The sequence below is a fragment of the Paenibacillus sabuli genome, from assembly GCF_014705605.1.
Taxonomy (GTDB): Bacteria; Bacillota; Bacilli; order Paenibacillales; family Paenibacillaceae; genus Paenibacillus_D; species Paenibacillus_D sabuli.
The window spans coordinates 38,346-61,678 of record NZ_JACXIZ010000044.1 but is presented as its reverse complement, the minus strand read 5'-3'; the positions used below and the strand labels follow the sequence as shown (position 1 = coordinate 61,678).

Here is a 23,333-nt window from a genome sequence, read left to right as displayed (position 1 = left end):
TCGGGCGTGCTATAGTGGGCCGAAAAGGAGGATGAATATTGTGCGAAAAACATTGGCTTGGCTGCTGACGATCGCGTTGCTGGTCGGCAGTCTTCCCGCGCTGCCGGCGTCGGCCGAGGAAGCGCCGCCGATCGAGCGTCGGGGCATCAGCAACACGGTCTATAAGTTGGAGACGGACGAGACACTGACGATCGGGTACATCGGCGGATCGATCACCGTCGGCACCGGCGCATCGAATCCCGCGTACAGTTGGCGCGCCAAGACGACCGCATGGTTCGAGAATGCGTATCCCGACGCCGACATTCGCGAGGTCAACGCGGGCATCGGCGGCTTCGGCTCGATCCCGAATGTATTCCGCGCCAAAGCGCAGCTGCTGTCCGAAGCGCCCGACCTCGTCTTCATCGAGGCGGCCGTCAACGATTACGGGCAGAACGAGAAGTTGGTCAAGGACAGCATGGAGGGACTGGTGCGGCAAATCTACGCGGCCAATCCGTATGCCGACATCGTCATGATCTACACGCTCAATAAGGAAGGAGCGGAGCAGGATTACGACAACAGCGAGCTGATGAAATCGGTGGCTTGGCATGAGGCAATCGCGGCGCACTATGGCCTGCCGTTCGTCAACGTCGGCTATGCGCTGTATCAGCTCATCGACAGCGGGGCGAACGGAGCAACCTGGGAGACGATGTTCCGCGACGACGAGCACCCGTCGGACGAGGGCTACGCCGTCTATGCGGCAGAGGTGCAGCAGTTCCTGAGCGCAGCTCTGGGCGTCGAGACGCCGGCGGCGCCGAGCGCCTATGCGTTGCCCGCCGCGCTTTATGAAAGCGCTCTCGAAGAGGCCGATCTTGTAGACGGCTACGAGCTGGCTGTCAACGGCTTCGCGCAGGAGGAGACGAGCATGGGCGGCCGACATCCGCATATGATCGTCAGCAAGACGGCTAATGCGACGGCGGTCGTCAACTTCCGAGGCAGCGCGGTCGGCTTATACTGGCTCAAATCCATCGATGCCGGCTACGTCGAGTGGCAGATTGACGACGGGCCGCCGCAACTGCTCTCGGGCTGCGATGCGACCGCGCTCGCAGGCGGCTCCCGAGGCACGTACTCCATGCTGGCCACCGATCTGTCCGAGGGCGAGCATACGCTCGTGCTTCGTGTCGTCGGCGAGCATGTCACGGGCGCGACCGATACATGGGTGCGCATCGGCGGCGTCTTCGTCGCCGAGCGCTCCGCCGTCCCGCCGGAGCCGGTCGTCGTCGAGGAGCCGGAGGAGGAGCCGCTCGAGCTGCTGTTCGAAGAGGACTTCGACGACGAACCGGCGGACTGGACGATCAATAGCGCCATTACCCGCATGCAGCGCCCGGGCGGAGAATCGGGCGATATGAGCATGTACGTCCCCGCCGGCGCGGCCGGGAAGGGGATGGTGCGCAGTCTGGACGCTTATGCGGGCATCATGACTTACGAGACGGATATTCGCTACGCCGGCGCCGCGAAGCAGATCAAGGTGCCGGACATTCTGCTGGACGGCAACCGGCAGGGCGTGCTGACCTCGATCATCAACAACAGCGTGTCGGTCCCTTACAATAACGAGACCGGCGCGAACGTGCGGAAGACGGTCGCCGTGACGGAGAACGAGTGGCACCGAATCGTGACCGAGCTGAACACTGATACCGACACGTTCTCGATCTGGGTGGACGGCAAAACGCTGGTCCGCAACGTCAAATTCTACAACGGTTACGACGCGGCCTCGCTGTCCCATGTCCGGTATTCGGCGCTCCATGCGGAAGACCCGGCGTTCTGGATCGACAACGTCAGGGCGTACAAGGGCAAGGCCCGCTTCCCTGAGGCGGAAAAAAAGATCGCCGACTACATGCTGCGCGCGCTGGTCGTCCGGGAAGGCGACGGACGGGCGTACGCGACCAACGAACCGGTCGAACTGGCAAGCGCGCCGTACAGAAGCGACGGCGAGCTGATGCTGCCGCTGCAGGATGCCGCCCGCGCCTTCCAGGCGGATACCGCCTACGATGCCGTCGCCGATACGCTGTATATTGCGCTGCACGGTCGCGAGATCGAGGTAAGAGCGGGCGAGACGGCCGCCCTCATGGACGGAGAGCCGGTCGCACTGTCCCAGGCGCCGATCCGTGCGGACGGGGGGCTGGTGACGACCCTGGCGGATGCCGCTCTGCTGCTGGACAAGGACTATGACGATCACGGCGCAACCGGGGTCGCAATGCTGGCCGAGCGGGGCAAGCTGCCGCCGGAGTCGAAGCGCAGCCAGATCGCCGTGCAGGCGATGCAGCTGTTCGAGGAAGCGCTGCTGCCGAGCGCTGTCGTGTATGTCGCGCCGGACGCGGCACCGGGCGGAGCCGGCACCCTGGCCGACCCGTACGGTTCGTTGACGGAAGCGCGGGATGCGGTCCGCGTGCTCCTGGCTGCAGGGGAGACGGGCAATATTGATGTCGTGCTGCGCGGCGGCACGTACAGTCTGAGCGACAGCTTCAGGCTGACGGGCGCCGACTCGCCGGGCGACAATTACAAGGTGACCTACCGCGCGTATGAGGGAGAGCGCGTCATCCTCGACGGCGGCCAGCAGGTCAGCGGCTGGGAGCCCTTCCGCGACGGCATCTACCGCGCGCCGCTGCCTGCCGGCGCCAATCCGCTCACGCTCTATGAGGACAAGCGACGCGCCACGATCGCCCGCACGCCGGACGGGGGCTATGCGCGCGCAATCGCGGCGGACGAGGACAAGAAGAGCCGCTTCCGGTTCGAGGAGGGCGACATCCCGCCGGTGGATGCGCCGGAGCAGTTGGCTGTCTACGCCTGGCCGGGCGGTCCGAGCGGCTACATCAACTATTCCACGGCCCGGCCGAAGGTCACGTCGGTCGACTATGTGACGCGCACCGTCTATCTGGATCGCGACCTGATCTACGAGATGGGCACGGGCTCGCGGTATTATGTGTACAATGCTCTGGAATTTCTGGATACGCCCGGCGAATATTACGTCGATGCCGCGGCAAATATGCTGTACTACATGCCTTACGGCGATATCGCGTCAGCCGACATCGTCATCCCCGCCAAGTCCGTGCTGATCAGCGTGGCGGGCACCGCAGCCGCTCCGGCTCGGAATATCGTGTTGCAGGGTCTGGAGCTGCGTGGGACGGATCTGAATGTCAGCACGGTCTCGATCGCCGATGCGCGCAACATCGAGGTGCGCGGCTCGGAAATTTACAACAGCGGTCACATTGGCGTGCACATCAATGAGAACGCCAAGAACAACACCGTCGAAAACAATCTGATCTACCAGACGGGCTTCTACGGCGTATTCATCAGCGGCAAGGCGAATACGAGGTCCAACGAGACCTACGGCAACCGGGTGTTGAACAACGTCATTCGAGATGTCGGCGAGCTCAACGGCAACGCTGCGGGGATTCGCATCATGAACGCGTCGCACAACCGGATCGCTTACAATAAAATCAGCGGCTCGCCGCGCAACGGCATTCATATCTTCGGCATTCCGGACCCGAATATTATGGGCAAGATTCTCGACGATGTGACCGTGACGCCGGAAAATGTCGAGGACTTCAAAATCGCCATGTTCAATACTGTCGAATACAACGACGTATCCGAGGTCGTGCAGGATTCGCAGGATACCAACGCGATTGGCATGTGGGGCGCGGGAAGGGGCAATGTCGTCCGCAAAAACAAAATTCATGATAACGAGCTGCCTCAGTTGACCGTCAATCCGGGTCATTCATTCTGGTTCCCGCTCTATCTGGACGAGAATTCGAACGATCAGATTGTCGCGTCCAACGTCGTCTACGACAATCAGACGACAGAGGGGGGCGTGCTGTCGGCGGGCTTCCACGCCAACGCCTCCAAGGACGCCAAAGTGCTGAACAATGTCATGCTGGATGTCGATTACAAAAATGCGCCAATCAATGCCAACGACATGAACACGTCTGACCGCATCTCGACCGGTTTGGTCGCGCAGCGCAATATTTTGAGCGGCTTCGGCAACGGCAACGTCTATAATATTATGAAATGGCGGGCGGACACGGTCGCAAGCATCGATTACAATTTGCTGAACAGCGGCAACGGCGAGTACCGGATCGGCGGTCAAGCGCCGGTCGAAACCTACGCGGAATGGCGGGAATACGACGGTCGCGGCTTCGACGCGAATTCGTTGCGCGCTAATCCGAGCTTCGTATCTCCTTCGAAGCGCGATTACCGGCTGCGCTACGATTCTCCGGCGTATGCGGTCGGCTTTCGCGACATCGAACTGAGCGAGATCGGTCTGCGCTCCGACTATCCGTTCGCAGATCCGGAGGACGCGCCGGAGGCGCTCTATGCCTACGCGGCGCATGACCCGTTCAAAAAAGCGTGGGCGCGTCTCGAGAGCGGCGGACAGCTCCAGATGGGCTACACGCTGCGCACAGAGCAAGGCTATGCCGTCGGTCCCGCTACAGTGACCGCGGTCACGTACGCAAGCGACAATCCGCTGGCGGTCTTCATCGACGCGACGGGCAAGGCGACGGCTGTCGGCCCGGGCAAAAGCGTCATTACGGTCACAGCACAATGGAACGGCCAAACAGTGAGCACCGCATTCGAGGCCGTCGTAGACGATGCGATTGCCGCCGTTTCGTTTGCGGGCTTGAAGCCGTTCTACGAGGTCGACGAGCGCTTCGCGCCGGTGCTCGTATCGGAATCGGTGTACGGCAGTCAGCGCAGATACGAGAATGTGACGCTGACGGCGGACAGTCCGAACGTGCAGATCGACGGCACGTCCGTGACTGCGCTGGCGCCCGGAACCTATACGCTGACGGCTGTCTCGGCGGACAATCCGGCCCTATTCGCCGAGGCGACGATTGAGGTGCTGGAGGAGATGCTGGATCGGGTCGAGGTGACCATCGATGAGGATGTCTACGGAGTTGGCGATACGATCGCTTGGGACTACACACTGATCGGCTCCAAGGGGAGCGAGCTCGACAAGGCGCAGGCGGCGGTGACACTGCACAGCGATGCCGACATCGTTCACTTGCAGGGCTCGGGCGCCGTAGCCGCGCAACAGGGCGTGGGCTACTTGTCCGTCACGGCCACAGTGTACGGCAGAGTGCGTACCGGAACAGCGATGGTCGCGGTCATGCCGGAGCAAGCCGCCGTCCCCGCGGGCTATACGATCCACCATTACGAACGAGCCGGCGAGCCTGCGACGAGCGGTTATGCGTATGAGCAGGCGAATCGCATCCATATCGCGACGAGCGGCTACGACGCCTGGGGCGAGGAGGACAGTATGACGCTGCTGGCCAGGCCGCTGGCCGCGCAAGAGACGGTCACGGTAACTGCCACGGTCTACGAGCTGAATAATCCGCCGGCCATCGAAGGGACCGGGGAGGTGGCCATACACGCTGCAGCCGGCGTCATGATTCGGGACGAGGATGCGCCGGATAGCCGCAATGTATTCGTTCGATATCGGCTCAACGGCGACGTCATCATGTCCTACCGCAACGAGACTTACCCCGCTACCAGCTACCAGCGCGGCTCGACCCCCGGTCAGCCTGTCGAGGTGAAGCTGGAGAAGCAAGGCAGCGTATTCACCGGCTATTACAAAAACGGGGCGGGCGACTGGATTAAAATCGCCAGCATCGTCTGTGAAATGGAGGGCGGCATGCTGGTCGGAGCCGGTCTGCAAAGCGGCAGCAAGGGCAACATGACCAGCGCAGAGCTGGGTCCAATTTCCGTACAGGCAAGCGACCAATAGCCGCTTCGAAAAAATTCTTTTGCTCAATATTGATCTGAATGCCCTCTCCCGACGTGTAACGAAATAGAAAGACAAACACACCTTGGGAGAGTGAATCGATGAAATTCAAAAAACTAGTCGCCCCAGTGCTCAGTCTGAGCTTACTTGTGCCGGCAGTCGGAATCGCAGGCGGCGCAAGCGCAGCCGAGATGGAAGCCAGCGCGGATACAAAAGCAGTCGAGTTGCGCGCTACACTGGATCATCTCTTGTCGGAGCATTTCGTACTGGCTACGACGTCCATGATGAAGCTGTACGATCGGGCGCCGGATGCGGCAGTCGTACAAGCCGCATTGGAGCAAAATGCCGCGGACATGGAACCGGCCATCGCCTCGATCTACGGCGACGCCGGAGCAGCCGAATTCGACCGGATCTTCAGCGCACACAATTCCTACACGGAAGAATTCGTACAAGCCGAGCTGGCCAATGACGATGAAGCGCGCGAGGATGCCGAGGAAGAGCTGGAGGAATTTGTTCAAGAATTCGGCGATTTCTTAGGAACGGCTACCGAAGGCAATTTGCCTGCATCGGCCGCCAAGGACGTGCTGCGCAAGCATGAGAACCAGGTCATTGAGGTGTTTGACGCCTACATCGATGGCGATTACGACGAAGCCTACGATTCTTTCCGCGAAGGCTTTGGCATGATGTTCGACATCAGCGGCGCGCTCGCCGGCGCCATCACGACGCAATTCCCGGACAAGTTCGACGAGACGATGCCGGACACGCCGGCAGGCGACCTGCGCTCGACGCTCAACCATTTGGCCTCCGAGCATTTTGCAATTGCGGCCTTGAGCATGCAAAAGGGTGTGGACGAAGCCGATGATTACAGCGCCATTCTCGAGGCGCAGGATGCCAACACCGCCGACTTCACTGCCGCGATCGCCTCGATCTACGGCCAAGCGGGCGGCAACCAGTTCATGACGATCTGGAACACCAATCATATCGAAGCGCAAGAAGCGATCGTCGACGCGACGGTCGACGGCGACGCCGATGCGATTGACGATGCGCGAGATCGCCTGGACGTATTTGCCAAGAATTTCGGCGAATTCCTCGGTACGGCGACGGAAGGCAATCTGCCGGCGCAAGCGGCAGTCGAAGCGGTGGTCATGCATGAGAACCAGGTGCTGGACACGTTCGACAGCTACAATAGCAATGCGTATACGCAAACGTACAAAGATTTCCGCGAGGGCTATGCATTCATGTTCGGCGTAGGCAAAACGCTCGGTACGGCCATTGTCAAACAAAACCCGGCTGACTTCACTGACATGCCGGAAGGACCGGTATTCCCGCCTACCGCACCGCCTGCTGATGCACCGGTCATGAGCATCTGGATTCAGATCAACAGCACGACATTCTTCGTGGACGGCAATGAAATGATGTCGGATGTCGCGCCGATGAATGTAGACGGTACGACGTATGTCTCGATCCGCACGCTGGCCGATGTGCTCGGCGCTCAGATTGAATGGGACAGCGCGACGCATACGGTGACGACACACAGTGGCGGTAATATCGTCAAGATTCGTGCCGGTAGCGATACTGCTACGGTCAATGGACAATCGGTGATGCTGCAAGCCCCGGTCTTCATCGAGCAGGGACGCACCCAGGTGCCGCTGCGCTTCGTAGCCGAGCAATTCGGCTGGGAGCTGGATTGGGAGCCGTCCGACTGGTCGGTCACATTGACGCAAGAAATGTAAGTGGCCATACTTGAACCCAGCCTTATTGAGCATTAAAAAAAGCGGTACGGGGCTTGCGCCCTGTGCCGCTTTTTTTCTTCGCAAAAATTTTTTTTGCGGGCCTGTGATCCAATCGGGATTCTACGGCGTTCCATGAATTAGGTAAGGCAATTACATTATTTTGGGGAGAGTGAACCGATGAAGTTCAAAAAATTAGTCGCACCCGTACTCAGCTTGAGCCTGCTCGTGCCGGCGATCGGCGTAGTTGGCAGCGCAAGCGCAGCCGAGATGGAGGCCAGCACGGAGACCAAATCTGTCGAACTCCGCGCTACATTGGATCATTTGCTGTCGGAACACTTCGTCCTCGCGACGACGTCGATGATGAAGCTGTATGACGGAGCGCCGGATGCAGCAGCCGCCCAAGCGGCGCTGGAGCAAAATGCCGCGGATATGAAGCCTGCGATCGCTTCGGTCTACGGCGACGCCGGAGCGGCCGAATTCGACCGGATCTTCAGCGCGCACAACTCGTATACCGAAGAATTCGTTGAGGCGGAGCTGGCTGACGACGAGGATGCGCGCCAAGAAGCAGAGGACGAATTGGAAGAATTCGTTCAAGAATTCGGCGATTTCCTGGGCACCGCCACCGAAGGCAATCTGCCGGCTTCGGCGGCCAAGGACGTGCTGCGCAAGCACGAGAACCAGGTGATCGAAGTGTTCGATCACTACGCCAGCGGGGAATACGGCCAAGCTTATGGCGCTTTCCGCGAAGGTCTCGGCGACATGTTCGACATCAGTGACGCACTCTCCCAAGCGATTGCCGAGCAGTTCCCGGACGTTTTCGACGGCACCAAGCCGAACACGCCGGCAGGCGACCTTCGTTCCACGCTCAATCATCTGGCGGCCGAGCATTTCGCGCTTGCCGTGCTGAGCATGCAGAAGGGGCTCGATGAGAGCGAGGACTACAACGTCATTCTCTCCACACAAGATGCGAATACCGCCGACTTCAGCGCTGCGATCGCGTCGATCTATGGCGAAGCGGGCGGCGAACAGTTCATGGCGATCTGGAACACGAACCACATTGAAGCCCAGGAGGCGATTGTGGAAGCGACGCTGGAAGGCGATGCCGATGCGATTGACGATGCACGCGACCGGCTCGACGTGTTCGCTGAGAATATCGGCTCCTTCCTGGATACGGCGACCGATAGCAATCTTCCCGAGGCTGCAGCGGTCGAGGCCGTCATGATGCACGAAAATCAAGTGCTTGACACGTTCGACAGCTACAATGAGAAAGCCTTCTTCGAAACGTACGACAACTTCCGCGAGGGCTATGCGTTCGTGTTCGGCATCGGTGCGACGCTCGGCAAGGCGATCGTCATGCAGGATCCGACCGAATTCACCGGTGTGCCGGAAGGTCCGGTATTCCCGCCCAGCGCTCCGCCTGCGGACCAACCGATCATGAGCATCTGGCTGCAAGTGAACAGCACGACCTTCTTCGTAGATGGCGAAGAAATGATGTCCGACGTGGCGCCGATGAATGTCGACGGCACAACCTATGTCTCCCTGCGGACGATGGCTGACGTGCTCAATGCACAGATCGAATGGAACCGCAGCAACGAAATGGTCATCACGTACACGAACGGGGACACGATCGTCGTGCAGGCAGGCAGCGAGACCGCTGTCGTCAATGGCGTTCAGGAGCCGCTCGAAGCGCCAGTGTTCATCGAGCAGGGACGCACGCAGGTGCCGCTGCGCTTCGTAGCCGAGCATTTCGGTTGGGATATCGAGTGGGAGCCGTCCGACTGGTCGATTACCCTGACTCAGCAAATGTAAGCTCGCTCGTTCCAGGCAGTAAGCCGAAGCAATAAGCACAAAAAAACAGGCTGCCAGCGTTGAAGACGCCGTGCAGCCTGTTTTTTTATTTCATATCCGCTAGCCAGCCGCTGACATTGATGATTTCATCCTCGCTCAGCTGGGTCTCAAAGGAAGGCATGCCGCCTCCGCCTTCCATAATCTTCGTGTAGATCTCTTCGCGCGTCATTGAAGATCCGACAGCCGACAACGCCGGTCCCATGCCGCCTTGCATTTGATCGCCGTGACAGCCGATGCAGGATTGCGCATACAGCGTTTCGGCTGCCCCCGCATCCACAGGCGTGTCCGGCAGGACGACCGTCTCTTCCGGCGTTTCTTCGGACGATTCCTTTTCAGGCAGCTCGAACAAAAGCAAATATACGCTGAGCAGCACCGCTGCGATGAATACGCCGAACATGGCCCATTTCATGTCGTTCACCCCCTTTGCGTACAACCCTTTTCACGCTACACCAAATTATAGTATAACGCAGCAAGCCGACGCAATGCCAGAGCGGGATCGAGGCCGCGTCAGGACGGTGAACGTTCTGTGACGACGGATTCGAGGTCGGCCATGATTTGATCGTTGTTCATGTCCTCGCCCATTTTATAAATTTTGCGCACGCGGTGCTGGCCGTCGATCAACAGCAGCGAGGTGACGGAGTGCATGTACTGTCCTTGGTCAAGCCGCTGAATGGAGATGTTGAAATTGGCGGCGTAATCCTTGGTCTTCTGCTCGTCGTCGCGAATCAGCGTCCAGCCGGAGAGGTCCATGCCCATGCGGTCGGCGTACTCGGCCAGTCGCTCGGGGGTGTCGGTCTCCGGATCGAATGTGATCGCCACGAATTGCACCTCGTCGCCAAACCAGCCCTTCTCCTTGAGCGGTTCTTGCATCTGCACCATATTGGCGGTCGTGGCGGGGCAGATATCCGGGCAGCTCGTGAAAATAAATTCAACCAGTCGCACCTGGCCGTCGAAGTCGGCTTGGGTCACCGGAGCGCCGGCAGGATCGGTCAACGCAAAATCCGGGGCGTCCATGACGACCGGCAGCTTGTCGCCTCCGGCCAATACCGGATACAGCAAATAGGCCGCCAGCGCAATCAGCAAAACGGCTGCGGCGATCAGATAGGGCCGGCTGGAGCGGGGAGTGGCATTGGAATTCATGGCGAACCTCCTTTTTTTCTTTTGGTCTGCCTTATTCTAGCATGATTTTTGGGCGTGGTCATGGCTCATCCGGGCTATTGCGGCGGCTGAGCGGACGGTTTCCGATAAATTGTCATGGATTCCTCACAAAGCGGCGGCATTTTTTGCTAAAAATCGTCTGCTAAAAGCCGTAGAATCGGGTAAGATAAGGACAAACCCGAAAAAGGAGATGAATGGCGATATGAAAGGATGGAAGTACAAGGCGGCAGTGGCACTGACCGGAGTCGTCCTGCTGGCTGGTTGCGGCGGCGGCGGCGCGAACGAGAATAACACAGCTCCGCCTGCGGGCAACAACAATAATGCGGGCGGCGCGGAAAATGCGGATGTCGCGGCGGCGGAAACGATCTACAAGCAAAATTGCCTGGCTTGCCACGGCGCCGATCTGGAGGGGCGCGCCGGTCCGAATCTGCAAAAGGTCGGCGGCAAATACGACGAGCAGGAATTGATCAATCTGATCACCAATGGCCGCGGCGGCATGCCGGCATTCAAAGACACACTGGACGAATCGCAAATTCAGGAGGTATCCGCGTGGCTGGCGGCGAAGAAGTAACAGCGTAGCGGGAGAGGGGGAACCGGGTTGAAAAGCTCGGAACGATCCAATTTTTGGATGTTTGCAGCCTGGTCCGTCGCCGTTATCGCGACGGCGGGCAGCCTTTATTTGAGCGAGGTCATGAAGTTTCAGCCCTGCAATTTATGTTGGGTGCAGCGCATTTTTATGTATCCGCTGGCCTTGCTGCTCGGGATTGCCTATTCCCGCAAGGAGCGGGTGATCGCGATCTACGCGCTGCCGCTTGCTTGTCTGGGGCTGCTGGTATCCGCCTATCATACCTGGATTCAAAAGTTTCCGCAGCATGCAGGGAATCTTGCGGCTTGCGGCCCGGTTCCTTGTACGGGTGATTATTTGAACTGGTTTGGTTTCATCACGATTCCGATGCTTGCTTTGACGGCTTTTATTTTAATTATTGTCTCCCTGATCGCGGTGCTGCGTCACAACAGGTCGTAAGCGCTGCTAGACGGACATCTGGACTCGGAGGGCCATTATCCTTTCATGATGCGAAAAAAAGCGCAAATTGTACTTCTCGTTACCGCCCTGCTGCTTGTTGTAGCGGCCTTCGTCCGGGTGCCGGTCGGTCCGCCGGCCGACACGCGAATGGTGCTGGACCACACGCACAAGATTTACATTGCGCCCGCTTGCTTCGAGCAATCGGCCAGCACCAACTACTTGACCGAGGCCACGCTGGGCGAGGCGCTCGGCACCGGCTACGAGCCGGAGTCCGCCTGCACGACCGTGGCGCTGGAGCCGCGCCCGCTCTCGCTTTGGAATATCGTGCTGCAGACGATCGGCCTGCGCAAGGACGAGCGCTACGCGTGAGCCGCGGCTACGCTTCCCGCAGGATAACATTCATGTAGCCCCGATGGGCTATATGGCTGTTATCCTGTTTTCGTTTAAGATTATAGAAAGTATATGATTTCCCATATACTTTTCTAAATTTCTCGGAACGAAACGGGTTGCGCCGTAAAAAGACGGCTTGCCCGTTTCGCCCTGTGATTAAGAGAGTAGGGGGGCGCGTCCAGTGACGTATCGACAAATCAAATGGCTCATCATGACCATTCCGACCCTGACGATCGGCATCTGGGAATACGTGCGGCACGAATTCCTGCTGCCGTATATCTCGATGGAGCTCGGCAATTGGCTCGCGCCGCTCATCGTATTCGGGGTCTCTCTGCTGCTGCTGACGCGGCTGTTCCGCTTGATGGAGCACAATCAGCAGGAGCTGGATCGCGCCAGGCAGATTCAGACGGCGCTCCAGGAGCGCGAGAAGCTCGCGCGCGAGCTGCATGACGGCATCGCGCAATCGCTCTTTCTGCTTAATGTGCAAGTCGAGCGGCTCGAAGCGGGCGGGGCGAACCACGAGCCGCTGCGCCGAACGGTGCACCAGACGCACGCCTATGTGCGCGAAGCGATCGCGAGTCTGCGCTTGCCCGCGGGCCAAGGACCGCTGGCAACCGGCATGCCGGGTGTGCACGAGCTGGTCGAGCGCCTGCGAGCCGAGACCGGACTCGCCTGCGAGGTGCACTGGCTGCTGCCGGATTCTGGATTGAGCGCCAAGGAAAAAACCGAGCTGCTCGCACTCGTGCGCGAGGCGCTGATCAACGTCCACAAGCATGCCGGCGCTTCGCTCGTGCGCCTGGAGGCGGAGGCGTGGCCGGGAGGCTGGAGCTGCACCATCATGGACAATGGCGTCGGCTTCGATCCCGAGGCCGAAGTCAAAGGCCATCGCTACGGCCTGGCGATGATGCGCGATCGGGCGAAGGCAATGGGCTGGAAGCTCGCGATCGCGCGCAGCGGCGGTCAGACGATGGTATCCATTCGCAAGGAGGCCGGCTGATGACGACAACACCGTTCCGCGTCGTCGTGATTGACGACAGCGCGCATGCCCGAGAAGGGATGCGCACCATATTGGAGATGGACCCATTATTCGAGGTCGTAGCCGAGGGCCGTGACGGCCAGGACGCGATGGCCCTGACCGAGCAATGGATGCCCGACCTGATCCTGATGGACATTCAGATGCCCGGGATGGACGGGCTGGAAGCGACCAAGCGGCTCAAGGATCGCTATCCGTATATCAAAATTGTGATGGTGACCGTATCCGACGATATCGCCCACTTATTCGAAGCGCTCAAGAAGGGGGCGCAAGGCTACCTGCTCAAAAACCTCAATCCCGGCGCATGGCACGAATACCTGCGCGCGGTCGCGCTGGACGAGGCGCCTTTGACACGCGAGCTGGCCTATCGCATACTGGATGAATTCGCACCGCGGGCCAAACACGCCCCCTCCGCAAGCCCCCTCACCCAGCGCGAGCATGAAATTTTGGGGCTTGTGGCCAAGGGGCTGTACAACCGCGATATCGCCGAGACGCTTGAGATCTCGGAGCATACGGTCAAAAATCATCTCAAGAATATCTTGCACAAACTGCATCTCGAAAACCGCGTCCAACTGGCCCGATACGCGTACGAGCAAGGGTGGACGGATTAAGCTGTGTAGGGATCGTCCGTAGCGGGTAATAACAGCTCAGACTCGACAGGATGGAGGAACTTGAGATGAAAAAACAAACCTGGAAAAAAAGCGCCGCGCTCGGCGTCGCGCTCACACTGGCGGCAGGAGCAAGCGCGCCGTGGGCGGTCATTACTCCCGCTGCAGCTGCCCAAGGCGCCTCCCAACAGTCGGTGTTCGAGCGCTTTGAGGAGCTGGTCCGTCAGCCGGAGACGCTGGATTATGCGCGTAAATATTTGCTGAACCGAATTGACGAAACCAACAAGCATGAGGCGACCGTCATGACCCTTCATCTGGAGAATGCCCAGGAAGCGGAGATGGACGAGGCGCTGGCATGGATCGAAGGACGCGAGGCGCAGCAAGCGATCGGGGACGCATGGGCCGAGACCGGCAGCGGCACGTACACCGCGCTGCTCGGGGCGATCGACGATGAGGAGCTGCGCGCTATCCTGATGGACATCCGGGATCGCGGCTACAAGATCGCGACTTCGGAGGGCATGTACTTCCCGGTCATCAATTATTCCGAATATGCCCGCTACGCGCCGTATATTCGCCCTGATATCGCCGCCTACGCCGCGCTCAAGGCGATCGAGGCGAACGATCCGTCGATCGGCGATGCCGCGCTGCGCATCAGCCATGCCGAACTGCTCGATCGTGCGCTTGCGTATGAGGACTTCCTGGGCACCTATGCCGTCTCCAATCGGCGCGGAGAGGTCGAGGATATGCTTCAGCTGGCGCGGCTGTTCCTGTTCTACGGCCCGAACAACACGCCGCTGTTCGGCTACGAGACCGCCAAGGCGAACGAAAAAGCCCTGGACGCGTATCGTTCGGCTATCGAGGAGCATGGCACGACGGACAGCGAGCTGCTGGCGACGCTGGAGCAGTTCCTGGAGCTGCTCGAGCAGACGGACGGCGAGCGCACGGACGAGGTGGACGCGTTCCTCGAGGAGCATGTCCCCAACGAATATCCATCTTGACCACGGATAGCCGTTCTGAGGATGATCGTGCGAGAAGCGAATCGAAGCAGGCTTTGCCGCGATGCGGCGAGGCCTGCTATTTATATATGGAGGAGCGCGCCAGCCGTTTCGTCTTCGAACAACGATATGGTACGATGGCAATACAATGCAATGGTCAGCGCGAGGAGGAGACGGCGTGGAGCAATCGATCCTGATTGTCGAAGACGAGGCGAAGATCGCCAGACTGCTGGAGATTGAATTGACGTGCGAGGGGTACGAAGTGGCGATCTGCCGGAACGGACTCGACGGTCTGCGCGCGTATCAGGAGGGGGACTTCGCGCTCGTCCTGCTCGACGTGATGCTGCCGGGGCTGAGCGGGATCGAGCTGCTGCGCCGCATCCGCAGCGCCGATCAGCAGACGGCAGTCCTGCTGCTGACGGCCAAGAGCGCCATCGAGGACAAGGTGTCGGGGCTGGATCTGGGCGCCAACGATTATATCACCAAGCCGTTCCGCATCGAAGAGCTGCTGGCCCGCGTCCGCGCCGCCCTGCGCCAGCGCGCCGCACAGCGCGAATCGCCGGCCGAGCCGGGCTGGCTGGAGGCCGGCGATCTGCGGCTCAACGAAGGCACGCGCGAGGTGCTGCGCGGCGCTCAGACCATCGAGCTGACGCCGCGCGAATTCGAACTGCTCGTCTGCTTGCTGCGCAACAAGCGCCAGGTGCTGACGCGCGAGCAGCTCCTGGACGCCGTATGGGGCTACGCCTACGCCGGCGACACCAACGTCGTGGATGTCTACATCCGCTACGTACGCAAAAAAATCGAGCCCGCCGGCGCCGCGCCGCTGATTCACACCGTGCGCGGAGTCGGCTATACGCTGCGTGACGAACGATGAAGCTGCGCAGCAAGATTTATTTGTACTCGGCGGTGCTGTTCGCCGTGCTGCTGATCGTCATGAATATTGCAATCTATTACGCCTTCAGCACGATGACGATGCGCGGCGAGCTCCGTCAGGCGATGGCGGAGGCGACGCGCATCGCCCAGGCGCTGCGCGAGAGCGCCGTGCCCGGCGCCGGCACGGAGCTGCTGCGCGCCTATGTGCCGGCGCAAGGCATGGTGCGCATCGTCGCGGAGGACGGGCGTACGCTGGCTGCGGTGACGTCTTCCGAAGAGCAGCAGCTGAGTCGGGAGCCCGCCGTCTACCTGCCGCGACGCGCCGTCTTCGAGCATAGGGTCGACGGGCGCGTCTATGCCTTGTCCGCCGTGCCGATCATCTGGCCCGACGGCGCCGTAGTGAGCGTTCAATTGACCGAAACCCTGGCGCCTGCTGTGGACACGCTGCGCGTGCTGCGGCTGGTCCTGATCGCGGTGACGGCGCTCGCCCTGGTCCCTGCTCTGGCATCGGCGGGGATACTCGGCAGGCTGATCATGCGCCCGGTGACGGCCATGACCTCGACGATGCAGGCGATCCGGCGCAGCGGCCGCTTCCGCAAGCTGGAGCTGGAGGAGGCGCGAGAGGACGAGCTCACGGAGATGGGGCGCACCTTCAACGGGATGATCGAGTTGCTTGAGCGCAATTTTATCAAGCAGGAACGCTTTGTGAGCGACGCCTCGCACGAGCTGAAGACGCCGATTACGATTATCGAGAGCTACGCCAGCTTGCTCGAACGCCGCGGTCAGACGCATCCGCAATTTTTTCGCGAATCGGTCGAGGCGATCCGGACGGAGGCGGCGCGCATGAAGGAGCTGACCGAGACGCTGCTGCTGCTGGCCAAGGGCGGCGAGCATTGGAAGGCGGAGGTGGCGCGGCACGAGGCGTCAGCCTTGACGGATCGCTCTGTGGTCGCCTTCCGGGAGGCATACGGCCGTGCGGTCGAGCTTCGGGCCGAGCCGCCATGCTACGTCTATACCGACCCGCATATGTTGCGCCAGCTGCTCTTCATCTTTTTGGACAATGCGCGCAAATACAGCGACGGCCCGATTAAGGTCGAGGTCGCTGCGGACACTGAACAGGTCGCGATCCGGATCATCGACCGCGGCGCCGGCATCCCGAAGGAAGAGCTGCCCAAGGTGTTCGACCGCTTCTACCGGGTGGACGAGGCGCGCGGCCGCGAAGGAGGCGGCGCCGGCCTCGGGCTCGCCCTGGCTGTCGAGCTGGCGCGTGCGGTAAGCGCCGAGATCGGGCTGGACAGCACGGAGGGAGTCGGCACGGTTGCGACGATCCGCCTTCCGACCCGGCCTCCGGCGTCGGTGCCGAGGGGATGCATGAACGTAGATCCGCCATCAGCAGATAAGGAGAGAGGGAGATGAGATTCACCAAACGCACGGCAAGCGCAGCGCTAACGGTGCTGCTCGTCGTCGTCGCGGGAGCGGTGCTGTGGCGCTGCTCGACCGACGCTGCGGCGCCGCCGCTCAGCATCCGCGATGCGCAGGAGGCGGTGCGCGACGCCTATGCCGGCGAGATCAGCGGCGCCGTGCTGCAGGGCGACGCGTACCGCATCGAGCTGGAGACCGAGCGGGGGCGGTATGGCTTCACGGTCGACGCCCGCGACGGCGCCATCCTCTCGATTCGGCGACTGGAGGCCTACGATCCGCCCGACACGCCGTCTCCCGGCGGTGCGGATAAAGGCGACGATCCGGACGTGTCGCCCGACCTTGAGCTGTCGGAGCAGGAGGCGGCGGCGCTGGCGCTGGCAGCCGTACCCGGTGAGGTCCAGGATATCGACGAGGAGGAGGGCGAGGGCGGCCGCTACTTCCTGGTCGAGATCGACGCCGCCGACGGCAGAGAAGCTATCGTCCAAGTGCATGCGATATCCGGCGAAGTGCGGTCGATCGCCTGGGATGACGATGACGACGAAGACGAGGACGAGGAAGAAGATTAGGATGCGGTGCCGATTCTCATCGAATTCTAATGGAACTGTCAGCCTTTCCTCATCTCCGGAGTGTAAAGTTGTCTTGTACCGACAACTGGCAATGGAGGCGATGAAGGATGAATAGACGAAGCATGAAAGGCTGGGTCGGCGCATGCGCGGTCGTGCTCGCGGCCGGCAGTCTGTACGGAATCGGCGCTGTGCAGGCCGCACAGAATGAGAGCGGTGCGGGCAAGCTGATCGGCGTGGCCAAGGCAGAGGCGCTGGCGTTGGAGCACGCATCGGGCCATGTGGAGAGCATCGAGCTGGAGCGCAGCGGCGGGACGCGTTATTACGAGGTGGAGCTGGATCGCGGCGCGACCTCGGTCGAGGTTCGAATCGAGGCGTATACGGGCAAGCTGCTGGGGACGCATAGCGAGCGGGAAGATGATGACGACGACGATGATCTGGCGGCCTATCGGGACGGCCGCCCGACGATCGGAGCCGCCAAGGCGGTGGAGGCGGCGCTCGCGCAGGTGCCGGGCACGGCAACGGAGGTCGATCTGGACGAGGAAGACGGCGTGCTGATCTACGAGGTGGACGTGCGGCCAAGCGGCGATCAAGCGCGCGGCAACGCCGTGGAGGTGGGTGTCGACGCAGTCGACGGCTCAATCGTATATGCGGATTGGGAGCATGATGACGACCGCGACGATGATGACGATAGGGATTGAACGCGAACGGCCGCAGCGGTAATTCCCGCTGCGGCCGCTATCAGTTTTGTAGCTCCTGAACGACACGTTTATCGATGCGTCATGCCCGGGGATTCGTTACAGATACCCGCTCATTGTCGATTGCAAACATGAAGACGAGCGCCGCTGCATAGATATGATAGGGGAGACGAGGCCACCGGCGGGAGAGGAGAAGCCGCTCGAAGGAGCATGACGAACCGGCAGGGAGGGATTGCGATGGGCACGGAGCTGCTCATTCAACTGCTGATGCTGATCGTGATGATCGTCGATCTGGCTACCCGATCGGATTAACCGTAATGGCCGAGCTACCCATGAAACTGCCGAAGTCGATGGAAGCGGCTTCGGCTTTTTCGCATGCCGTCCCGGCAACGCGTCTCCAGCTACGCGGCCCATGACAAGCATTTGCATTGGTGGGCGGCGTAATGGTTAAATAGACGTACAAGCGGACGCAGGACAAGCTGCACCCTGCGGCGCGCATTGAATGGAGGGATAGAGATGCACAATGCCGAACCGGCTAAAGCGACATTTGCAGGCGGCTGCTTCTGGTGCATGGTCAAGCCGTTCGACCAGATACCCGGCGTCGTCAGCGTCGTCTCCGGCTATACCGGCGGCCATACGGAGAATCCGACGTACGAGGAAGTGTGCTCGGAGACGACCGGCCATGCGGAAGCGGTGCAAATTACGTACGACGAGGAGCAACTGCCGTATCAGGCGCTGCTGGACATGTTCTGGCAGCAGATTGATCCGACGGATCCGCACGGGCAATTCTACGATAAGGGCGAGTCGTACCGCACCGCGATCTTCTATCACAACGAGGAGCAACGCATCGCCGCCGAGCAATCCAGGCGCGAGCTCGAGGCGAGCGGTCGCTTCGACAAGCCGATCGTGACGCCGATCGAGCCGGCCGTCACCTTCTACCCGGCCGAGGAGTATCATCAGGCCTATTACAAAAAAAATCCGATTCGCTACCAGATGTACCGCAAGGGCTCCGGGCGCGACGCGTTCCTCGGCAAGCACTGGCGTCCCGGGCAGGACAAAACGTCGCTGCGGGAGCGACTGACGCCGCTCCAGTACGAGGTCACCCAGAACAGCGCCACCGAGCCGCCCTTCGACAATGCGTATTGGGATCACAAGGGGGACGGGCTCTACGTGGACATCGTATCCGGCGAGCCGCTATTCAGCTCAAAGGAAAAATTCGATTCGCATTGCGGCTGGCCGAGCTTCACGCGTCCCCTGGACGATGTGGACATCCACGAGGAATCGGACCTGAGTCACGGCATGGTCCGCACGGAGGTGCGCAGCAAGCAGGCGGATTCGCATCTGGGGCACGTGTTCAACGACGGGCCGGCGCCGGGCGGCCTGCGCTACTGCATCAATTCGGCGGCGCTTCGCTTCGTGCCGGTCGATCAGCTGGAAGCTGAGGGCTACGGCAAGTACAAGAAGCTGTTCGACTAAACGACGGAGGACGTTATGAGCGACGAGCAAGACAAACGGCGGCCGCGCCGTCCGGGCGCTGCCGATTACCAGGATACCGAAGCGGGGAGCGAGCGGACCAAGCAGCCGAATCATGTCGTTTCACTCGATCATTACCGCCAGACGCGCGCTGAGCTCCATGGCCAATCGCCTGCGGAGCGCAACGAAGAGGAACCGTGGGAGCCCGATCCGGAGGATTTTCTTTGGGACGAGGAGGAGGAGGAAGACGCGCCTCCCCCCCGTTCGCCCTGGATTCGCCGAACGGTGCTGATCGCGCTGGCGCTGGCGCTGGTCGGCAACATCATTGCGTTCTGGCCGCAAATTTATAACTTTCAGACGCTGCCGTTCTTGTCCAAATCCAAGGAGCTCTCTTCGCGCGCGGATATTCAGGACTATAAGCGCGCGGTGGTTGCCGTCGGCACCGAGGGTGGAAAAGGCACGGGGTTCCACCTTCAGAACGGCTATATCCTTACGAATTATCACGTCATCGAGGACGGCCCGTTCACCTTGATCAAGTTCCCCGAGCATGATCGCAGCTGGGAAGCGGTGACGGTGGCGAGCGATCCGGCGCTCGATATCGCCATCCTCAAGGCGGAGCTCGACGTCACCGAATCGTTGCCCGGGATCGCGCTGGCGGATGAACCTGCGGCCGAGGGCAGCACGATCTACATCATCGGCAATCCGCTCCAGTTCACGCAAATTGCGGCCGAAGGCACGGCAATCGGTCTGGTCCGGCTAACCGGACGCGCGGCGCCTGTGTTGGCGCTGAATGCGCCCGTCTATCCCGGCAACAGCGGAAGCCCGGTCCTGAACGAGGAGGGGCGCGCCGTGGCGGTCGTTTTTGCGACCGGCCAAATCCGCCAGGACGGCGAAAGCAAGGATGTGGGATATGCGATTCCGATCGATCAGTTCCGCGACATGCTGCCGCCCGGATAGCGCGTGCCGCCGCCTGTCTGGCGCGTGTGCGGCACGTCGCCGGAAACCGGGGCAGGCAATGCGAGTCGGTTGTACATCCATACGGTGACGAGATAATACAGCCCGTAAATGACGGCGAACATCAGCAGCGGCAGCCAGAGACGGTAATAAGGCTGCTGAAGAATGAAAGCAAACAAGTTCATGCCGACCAGCACATGCAGTAATCCGGCTGCGCCGGGCAGCAAAAAGAGGTATCCAAGCTCGCGGCGAATGGAGGCGCGCATCCGTTCGCCGCGGACGCCGAGCTTGCGCAGCAGCGCGTAGCGCCGCGCGTCGGTGGACGCCCCGCTCAAAATTTTGAACATCAGACAGCTCGCCATCATCGTCAGGAAAGCTACTCCGAGGAAAAACCCCATAAATACCGTGCCTCCGGCCAGCCCCAGATTGTCTTGATACTGATCGTACTTGCTCCAATGATAAGCTGTGCGACCGCTCTCCAATTCACCCCAAATGTCGGTATAGGCCAAAAAGTCGTCGGATCGGCCGAACCACACGGTCGTGGCTGCCGTGCCGATGGCGCCAAAGTACGAATTGTCGGCTAGCCGAATCTCGTCTGCGCCAAGGGCGGACGCGGGCAGGACGCCCGACAGCAGCTGCCGCCACTGCGGATGCGATGTCCAGGTGATCGCTTGCTGGCCCCCGGGCAGCGCTTCTTCCAGGACGGTCCCGTCCTCCAGCACTGGGGGCGTGTGCGCGAGCATCGCCTCGAGATCCGCGCGGGCAACCCAGGCGACCGCGTCCTCGCGCTTGACGCGCAGCTCGTGCCGCTCCTCGAACGTCACCGCTCGCAGCAGCTCGAGCTGCTGCGGATCGGGGTTTTCGAGCACGATATCGTACTGTCCGGATTGGCGCGCCTTGAGATAGGCGTCGTTCAGGAAGGCGATGCCGCCCGCGATCGCGCCCGTACCGAGCGCCACCAGCAGAGCCGTCGTCGCCAGCATGCGCGACAGGTCGCGCACCCGGAAGGCGAGCTGCCCGTTCGTAAAAGCGCGAATGCCGGCAAGCCGCCGGTCGCTACGTCCCGCGCGTCGTACGAGCCTGGGGAGCCAGGTCATGAACAGCAAATAAGTCCCCAGCGGCGTCATGACGGTCGCGGCCAACAAGCCGATCTCGCGCAGCTGCTCCATGAAGGTCAGCGCGATATACCCGATCAGGAGCGCGCCGAGTCCGAGCAATCCGCCCCAAAATGCGCCTCGTCCGGCGCGAGCGGGGCGCTCGGCGCTGTCGCCGGCCCGGAGCAGCTGCAGCAGCCGCATGCGCCCGAGCTTGAGCTGGCTCCAGAGCGCCGTCACTGCCAGCAGCGCGACGTAAAAGACGACCGTGAACAGGACGGCGGGACCGTACAGGGCGCGATAGCCGGAAAAGGTCGTGTCCAGCATGTTCGCCAGCAGCGACGATACGAGCAGCGCCAGCCCGCAGCCGAGCGCCATGCCAATCACGATCGCCGCGCCGCCGATCACGAGCCATTCGAGCAGCATGACCGTGCGCACGCGGCTGCGCCTGGCGCCGATCGTCATGTACATGCCATATTCGCGCTGCCGCAGCGAGAACAAAAATCCGCCGGCGTAGATGACGTAAAAAAGGGTGACTGCGGCCAGTAAAAAGGAACCCATCGCATAAACGAGCTGAATGGAATTAATCATCGCATTGTGCGTAATGAACGCGGTATTCCAGGCCATCGTCTGAAACATGTAGAAAATGGCGATCGATACGACGAGACCGGCCAACAGGACGATCAGATTCCGCAATCGGCCGCGGATGCCCGAGAGGGCGAGCTTGAGCGTCATGGATGCGCCTCCCGGAGCGCTGCCGCTGTCCCGACATTCATATCCTGCTCGCCCAGCAGCGCGAGGATCTCCCGATAGAATTGTTGTCGCGTGCCGGTGCGCCGCAGCTCGCGGCTCAGCATGCCGTCGCGCATGTACAGGATGCGGTTGCAGCTGCTCGCCGTCACGGCGTCGTGCGTGACCATCAGGATCGACGCGCCTTCGCGATTGAGATGGGTCAGAATCTCGAGCAGCACGGCCGCATTATGCGAATCCAGCGCGCCGGTCGGCTCGTCGCCGAGCAGCAGCGCAGGCTTGTGGATGACGGCGCGAGCGGCTGCAGCGCGCTGCTTTTGTCCGCCGGACAGCTCCACGGGGTAGCGTCCGGCGAGCGAGGCGATTCCGAATTCCGTCATCAAGCGCGCTACGCGCGCCTTGACCTCGGCTGCAGGCGCATGCTGAAGCGCCAGCGGCAGTGCGATGTTGTCGTCGATAGTCAGATTGTCGAGCAGGTTGTAATCTTGAAAAATAAAACCGAGCCGCCGGGCGCGAAAATCGGCGCTCTGACGCGCATTCAGCGTTGTGATGTCGGTGCCGGCGATCCGAATGGCGCCGGTTGAGGGAGCATCCAGCGTGGCAATGACATTCAGCAGCGTCGTCTTGCCGGAGCCGGACGGCCCCATGATCCCGACAAATTCCCCGGCTTGCATGGTGAAGGTAATGCCGCCGAGTACTTGGATGATCTGACCTCGACCCGAATGGTAGTGCTTGGTGACGTTCTGCGCTTCAATCATTGATACGTTCATCGTTTCGCCTCCTTGCTTCTCAGCGTAACCTATAGCGGTTAAGAAAAGCTTAAGGCAGTCTTTCAACTTGCTAAATACATACTAAAGAGTAGCCCTTGAAAAAAAGCCGGGTTGTGCGGCAAGCTCTTCGTCCGACGCTTGAAGCGCCAGGCTTGCGGGTAATAAGCGTTAGACGCGCTAGCAGAGTGTGCT

General features: G+C 60.9%; 19 protein-coding genes. 15 read left to right on the top strand and 4 right to left on the bottom strand.

Features of this window, described 5'->3' with window-relative positions:
• The first annotated feature begins 40 nt into the window (after positions 1 to 40).
• The 3 genes from IDH44_RS21325 (at position 41) to IDH44_RS21315 (ending at position 9,297) form a co-directional block, all read left to right on the top strand.
• The gene (locus tag IDH44_RS21325; protein WP_190920845.1) at positions 41 to 5,758 is read left to right on the top strand and encodes a GDSL-type esterase/lipase family protein; all 5,718 of its coding nucleotides are present in this window, start codon (positions 41 to 43) and stop codon (positions 5,756 to 5,758) included.
• 98 nt (positions 5,759 to 5,856) lie between these two features.
• On the top strand, positions 5,857 to 7,488 hold the full coding sequence (locus tag IDH44_RS21320) for a copper amine oxidase N-terminal domain-containing protein (protein ID WP_190920844.1): 1,632 nt from the start codon (positions 5,857 to 5,859) through the stop codon (positions 7,486 to 7,488).
• 177 nt (positions 7,489 to 7,665) lie between these two features.
• Positions 7,666 to 9,297, top strand: a complete 1,632-nt coding sequence (locus IDH44_RS21315) for a copper amine oxidase N-terminal domain-containing protein (RefSeq protein ID WP_190920843.1) — start codon at positions 7,666 to 7,668, stop codon at positions 9,295 to 9,297.
• Between the two features lie 85 nt (positions 9,298 to 9,382).
• Here the strand turns inward: IDH44_RS21315 and IDH44_RS21310 are convergent, their stop codons facing one another.
• Complete coding sequence (locus tag IDH44_RS21310; protein ID WP_190920842.1) at positions 9,383 to 9,745, bottom strand: c-type cytochrome; 363 nt, start codon at positions 9,743 to 9,745, stop codon at positions 9,383 to 9,385.
• A 98-nt stretch (positions 9,746 to 9,843) separates the two neighbouring features.
• Positions 9,844 to 10,476: an SCO family protein gene (locus tag IDH44_RS21305; protein ID WP_190920841.1), complete on the bottom strand. Its 633-nt coding sequence runs from the start codon at positions 10,474 to 10,476 to the stop codon at positions 9,844 to 9,846.
• A gap of 220 nt (positions 10,477 to 10,696) precedes the next feature.
• Here IDH44_RS21305 and IDH44_RS21300 point away from each other — a divergent pair, with 220 nt between their 5' ends.
• The 12 genes from IDH44_RS21300 to IDH44_RS21245 all read left to right on the top strand — a co-directional run bounded on the left by IDH44_RS21300 (position 10,697) and on the right by IDH44_RS21245 (position 20,530).
• Positions 10,697 to 11,065, top strand: a complete 369-nt coding sequence (locus IDH44_RS21300) for a c-type cytochrome (RefSeq protein WP_190920840.1) — start codon at positions 10,697 to 10,699, stop codon at positions 11,063 to 11,065.
• A 27-nt stretch (positions 11,066 to 11,092) separates the two neighbouring features.
• Positions 11,093 to 11,518 (top strand): disulfide oxidoreductase, encoded by a 426-nt coding sequence (locus IDH44_RS21295; protein WP_190920839.1) that lies wholly within the window; start codon positions 11,093 to 11,095, stop codon positions 11,516 to 11,518.
• 45 nt (positions 11,519 to 11,563) lie between these two features.
• Positions 11,564 to 11,887, top strand: coding sequence for a hypothetical protein (locus IDH44_RS21290; RefSeq protein ID WP_190920838.1), 324 nt, complete (start codon positions 11,564 to 11,566; stop codon positions 11,885 to 11,887).
• Between the two features lie 202 nt (positions 11,888 to 12,089).
• Complete coding sequence (locus IDH44_RS21285; RefSeq protein WP_190920837.1) at positions 12,090 to 12,905, top strand: sensor histidine kinase; 816 nt, start codon at positions 12,090 to 12,092, stop codon at positions 12,903 to 12,905.
• Positions 12,905 to 13,552 carry a response regulator gene (locus tag IDH44_RS21280; RefSeq protein ID WP_190920836.1) on the top strand — a complete coding sequence of 216 codons (648 nt, stop codon included), beginning with the start codon at positions 12,905 to 12,907 and terminating at the stop codon, positions 13,550 to 13,552. The genes IDH44_RS21285 and IDH44_RS21280 overlap by 1 nt, the downstream gene beginning before the upstream one ends.
• Before the next feature lie 65 nt (positions 13,553 to 13,617).
• Complete coding sequence (locus IDH44_RS21275; protein ID WP_190920835.1) at positions 13,618 to 14,547, top strand: hypothetical protein; 930 nt, start codon at positions 13,618 to 13,620, stop codon at positions 14,545 to 14,547.
• 175 nt (positions 14,548 to 14,722) lie between these two features.
• Positions 14,723 to 15,418: a response regulator transcription factor gene (locus tag IDH44_RS21270; RefSeq protein WP_190920834.1), complete on the top strand. Its 696-nt coding sequence runs from the start codon at positions 14,723 to 14,725 to the stop codon at positions 15,416 to 15,418.
• On the top strand, positions 15,415 to 16,833 hold the full coding sequence (locus tag IDH44_RS21265) for a sensor histidine kinase (protein ID WP_190920833.1): 1,419 nt from the start codon (positions 15,415 to 15,417) through the stop codon (positions 16,831 to 16,833). Before IDH44_RS21270 ends, IDH44_RS21265 begins: the two co-directional genes overlap by 4 nt.
• Positions 16,830 to 17,405 (top strand): PepSY domain-containing protein, encoded by a 576-nt coding sequence (locus tag IDH44_RS21260; protein ID WP_190920832.1) that lies wholly within the window; start codon positions 16,830 to 16,832, stop codon positions 17,403 to 17,405. Before IDH44_RS21265 ends, IDH44_RS21260 begins: the two co-directional genes overlap by 4 nt.
• Positions 17,406 to 17,512: 107 nt before the next feature.
• Positions 17,513 to 18,103: a PepSY domain-containing protein gene (locus IDH44_RS21255; protein WP_223869905.1), complete on the top strand. Its 591-nt coding sequence runs from the start codon at positions 17,513 to 17,515 to the stop codon at positions 18,101 to 18,103.
• Positions 18,104 to 18,616: 513 nt separating this feature from the next.
• A complete protein-coding gene (gene msrA / locus IDH44_RS21250; RefSeq protein ID WP_190920831.1) occupies positions 18,617 to 19,576 on the top strand; it encodes a peptide-methionine (S)-S-oxide reductase MsrA in 960 nt (319 codons plus the stop codon).
• A 15-nt stretch (positions 19,577 to 19,591) separates the two neighbouring features.
• Positions 19,592 to 20,530, top strand: a complete 939-nt coding sequence (locus IDH44_RS21245; RefSeq protein ID WP_190920830.1) for a S1 family peptidase — start codon at positions 19,592 to 19,594, stop codon at positions 20,528 to 20,530.
• On the opposite strand, the gene IDH44_RS21240 is transcribed toward IDH44_RS21245, so the two are convergent.
• Positions 20,500 to 22,356, bottom strand: a complete 1,857-nt coding sequence (locus tag IDH44_RS21240) for an ABC transporter permease (protein ID WP_190920829.1) — start codon at positions 22,354 to 22,356, stop codon at positions 20,500 to 20,502. The genes IDH44_RS21245 and IDH44_RS21240 overlap by 31 nt on opposite strands.
• Positions 22,353 to 23,141, bottom strand: coding sequence for an ABC transporter ATP-binding protein (locus IDH44_RS21235; protein ID WP_190920828.1), 789 nt, complete (start codon positions 23,139 to 23,141; stop codon positions 22,353 to 22,355). Before IDH44_RS21235 ends, IDH44_RS21240 begins: the two co-directional genes overlap by 4 nt.
• Between the last annotated feature and the right edge of the window lie 192 nt (positions 23,142 to 23,333).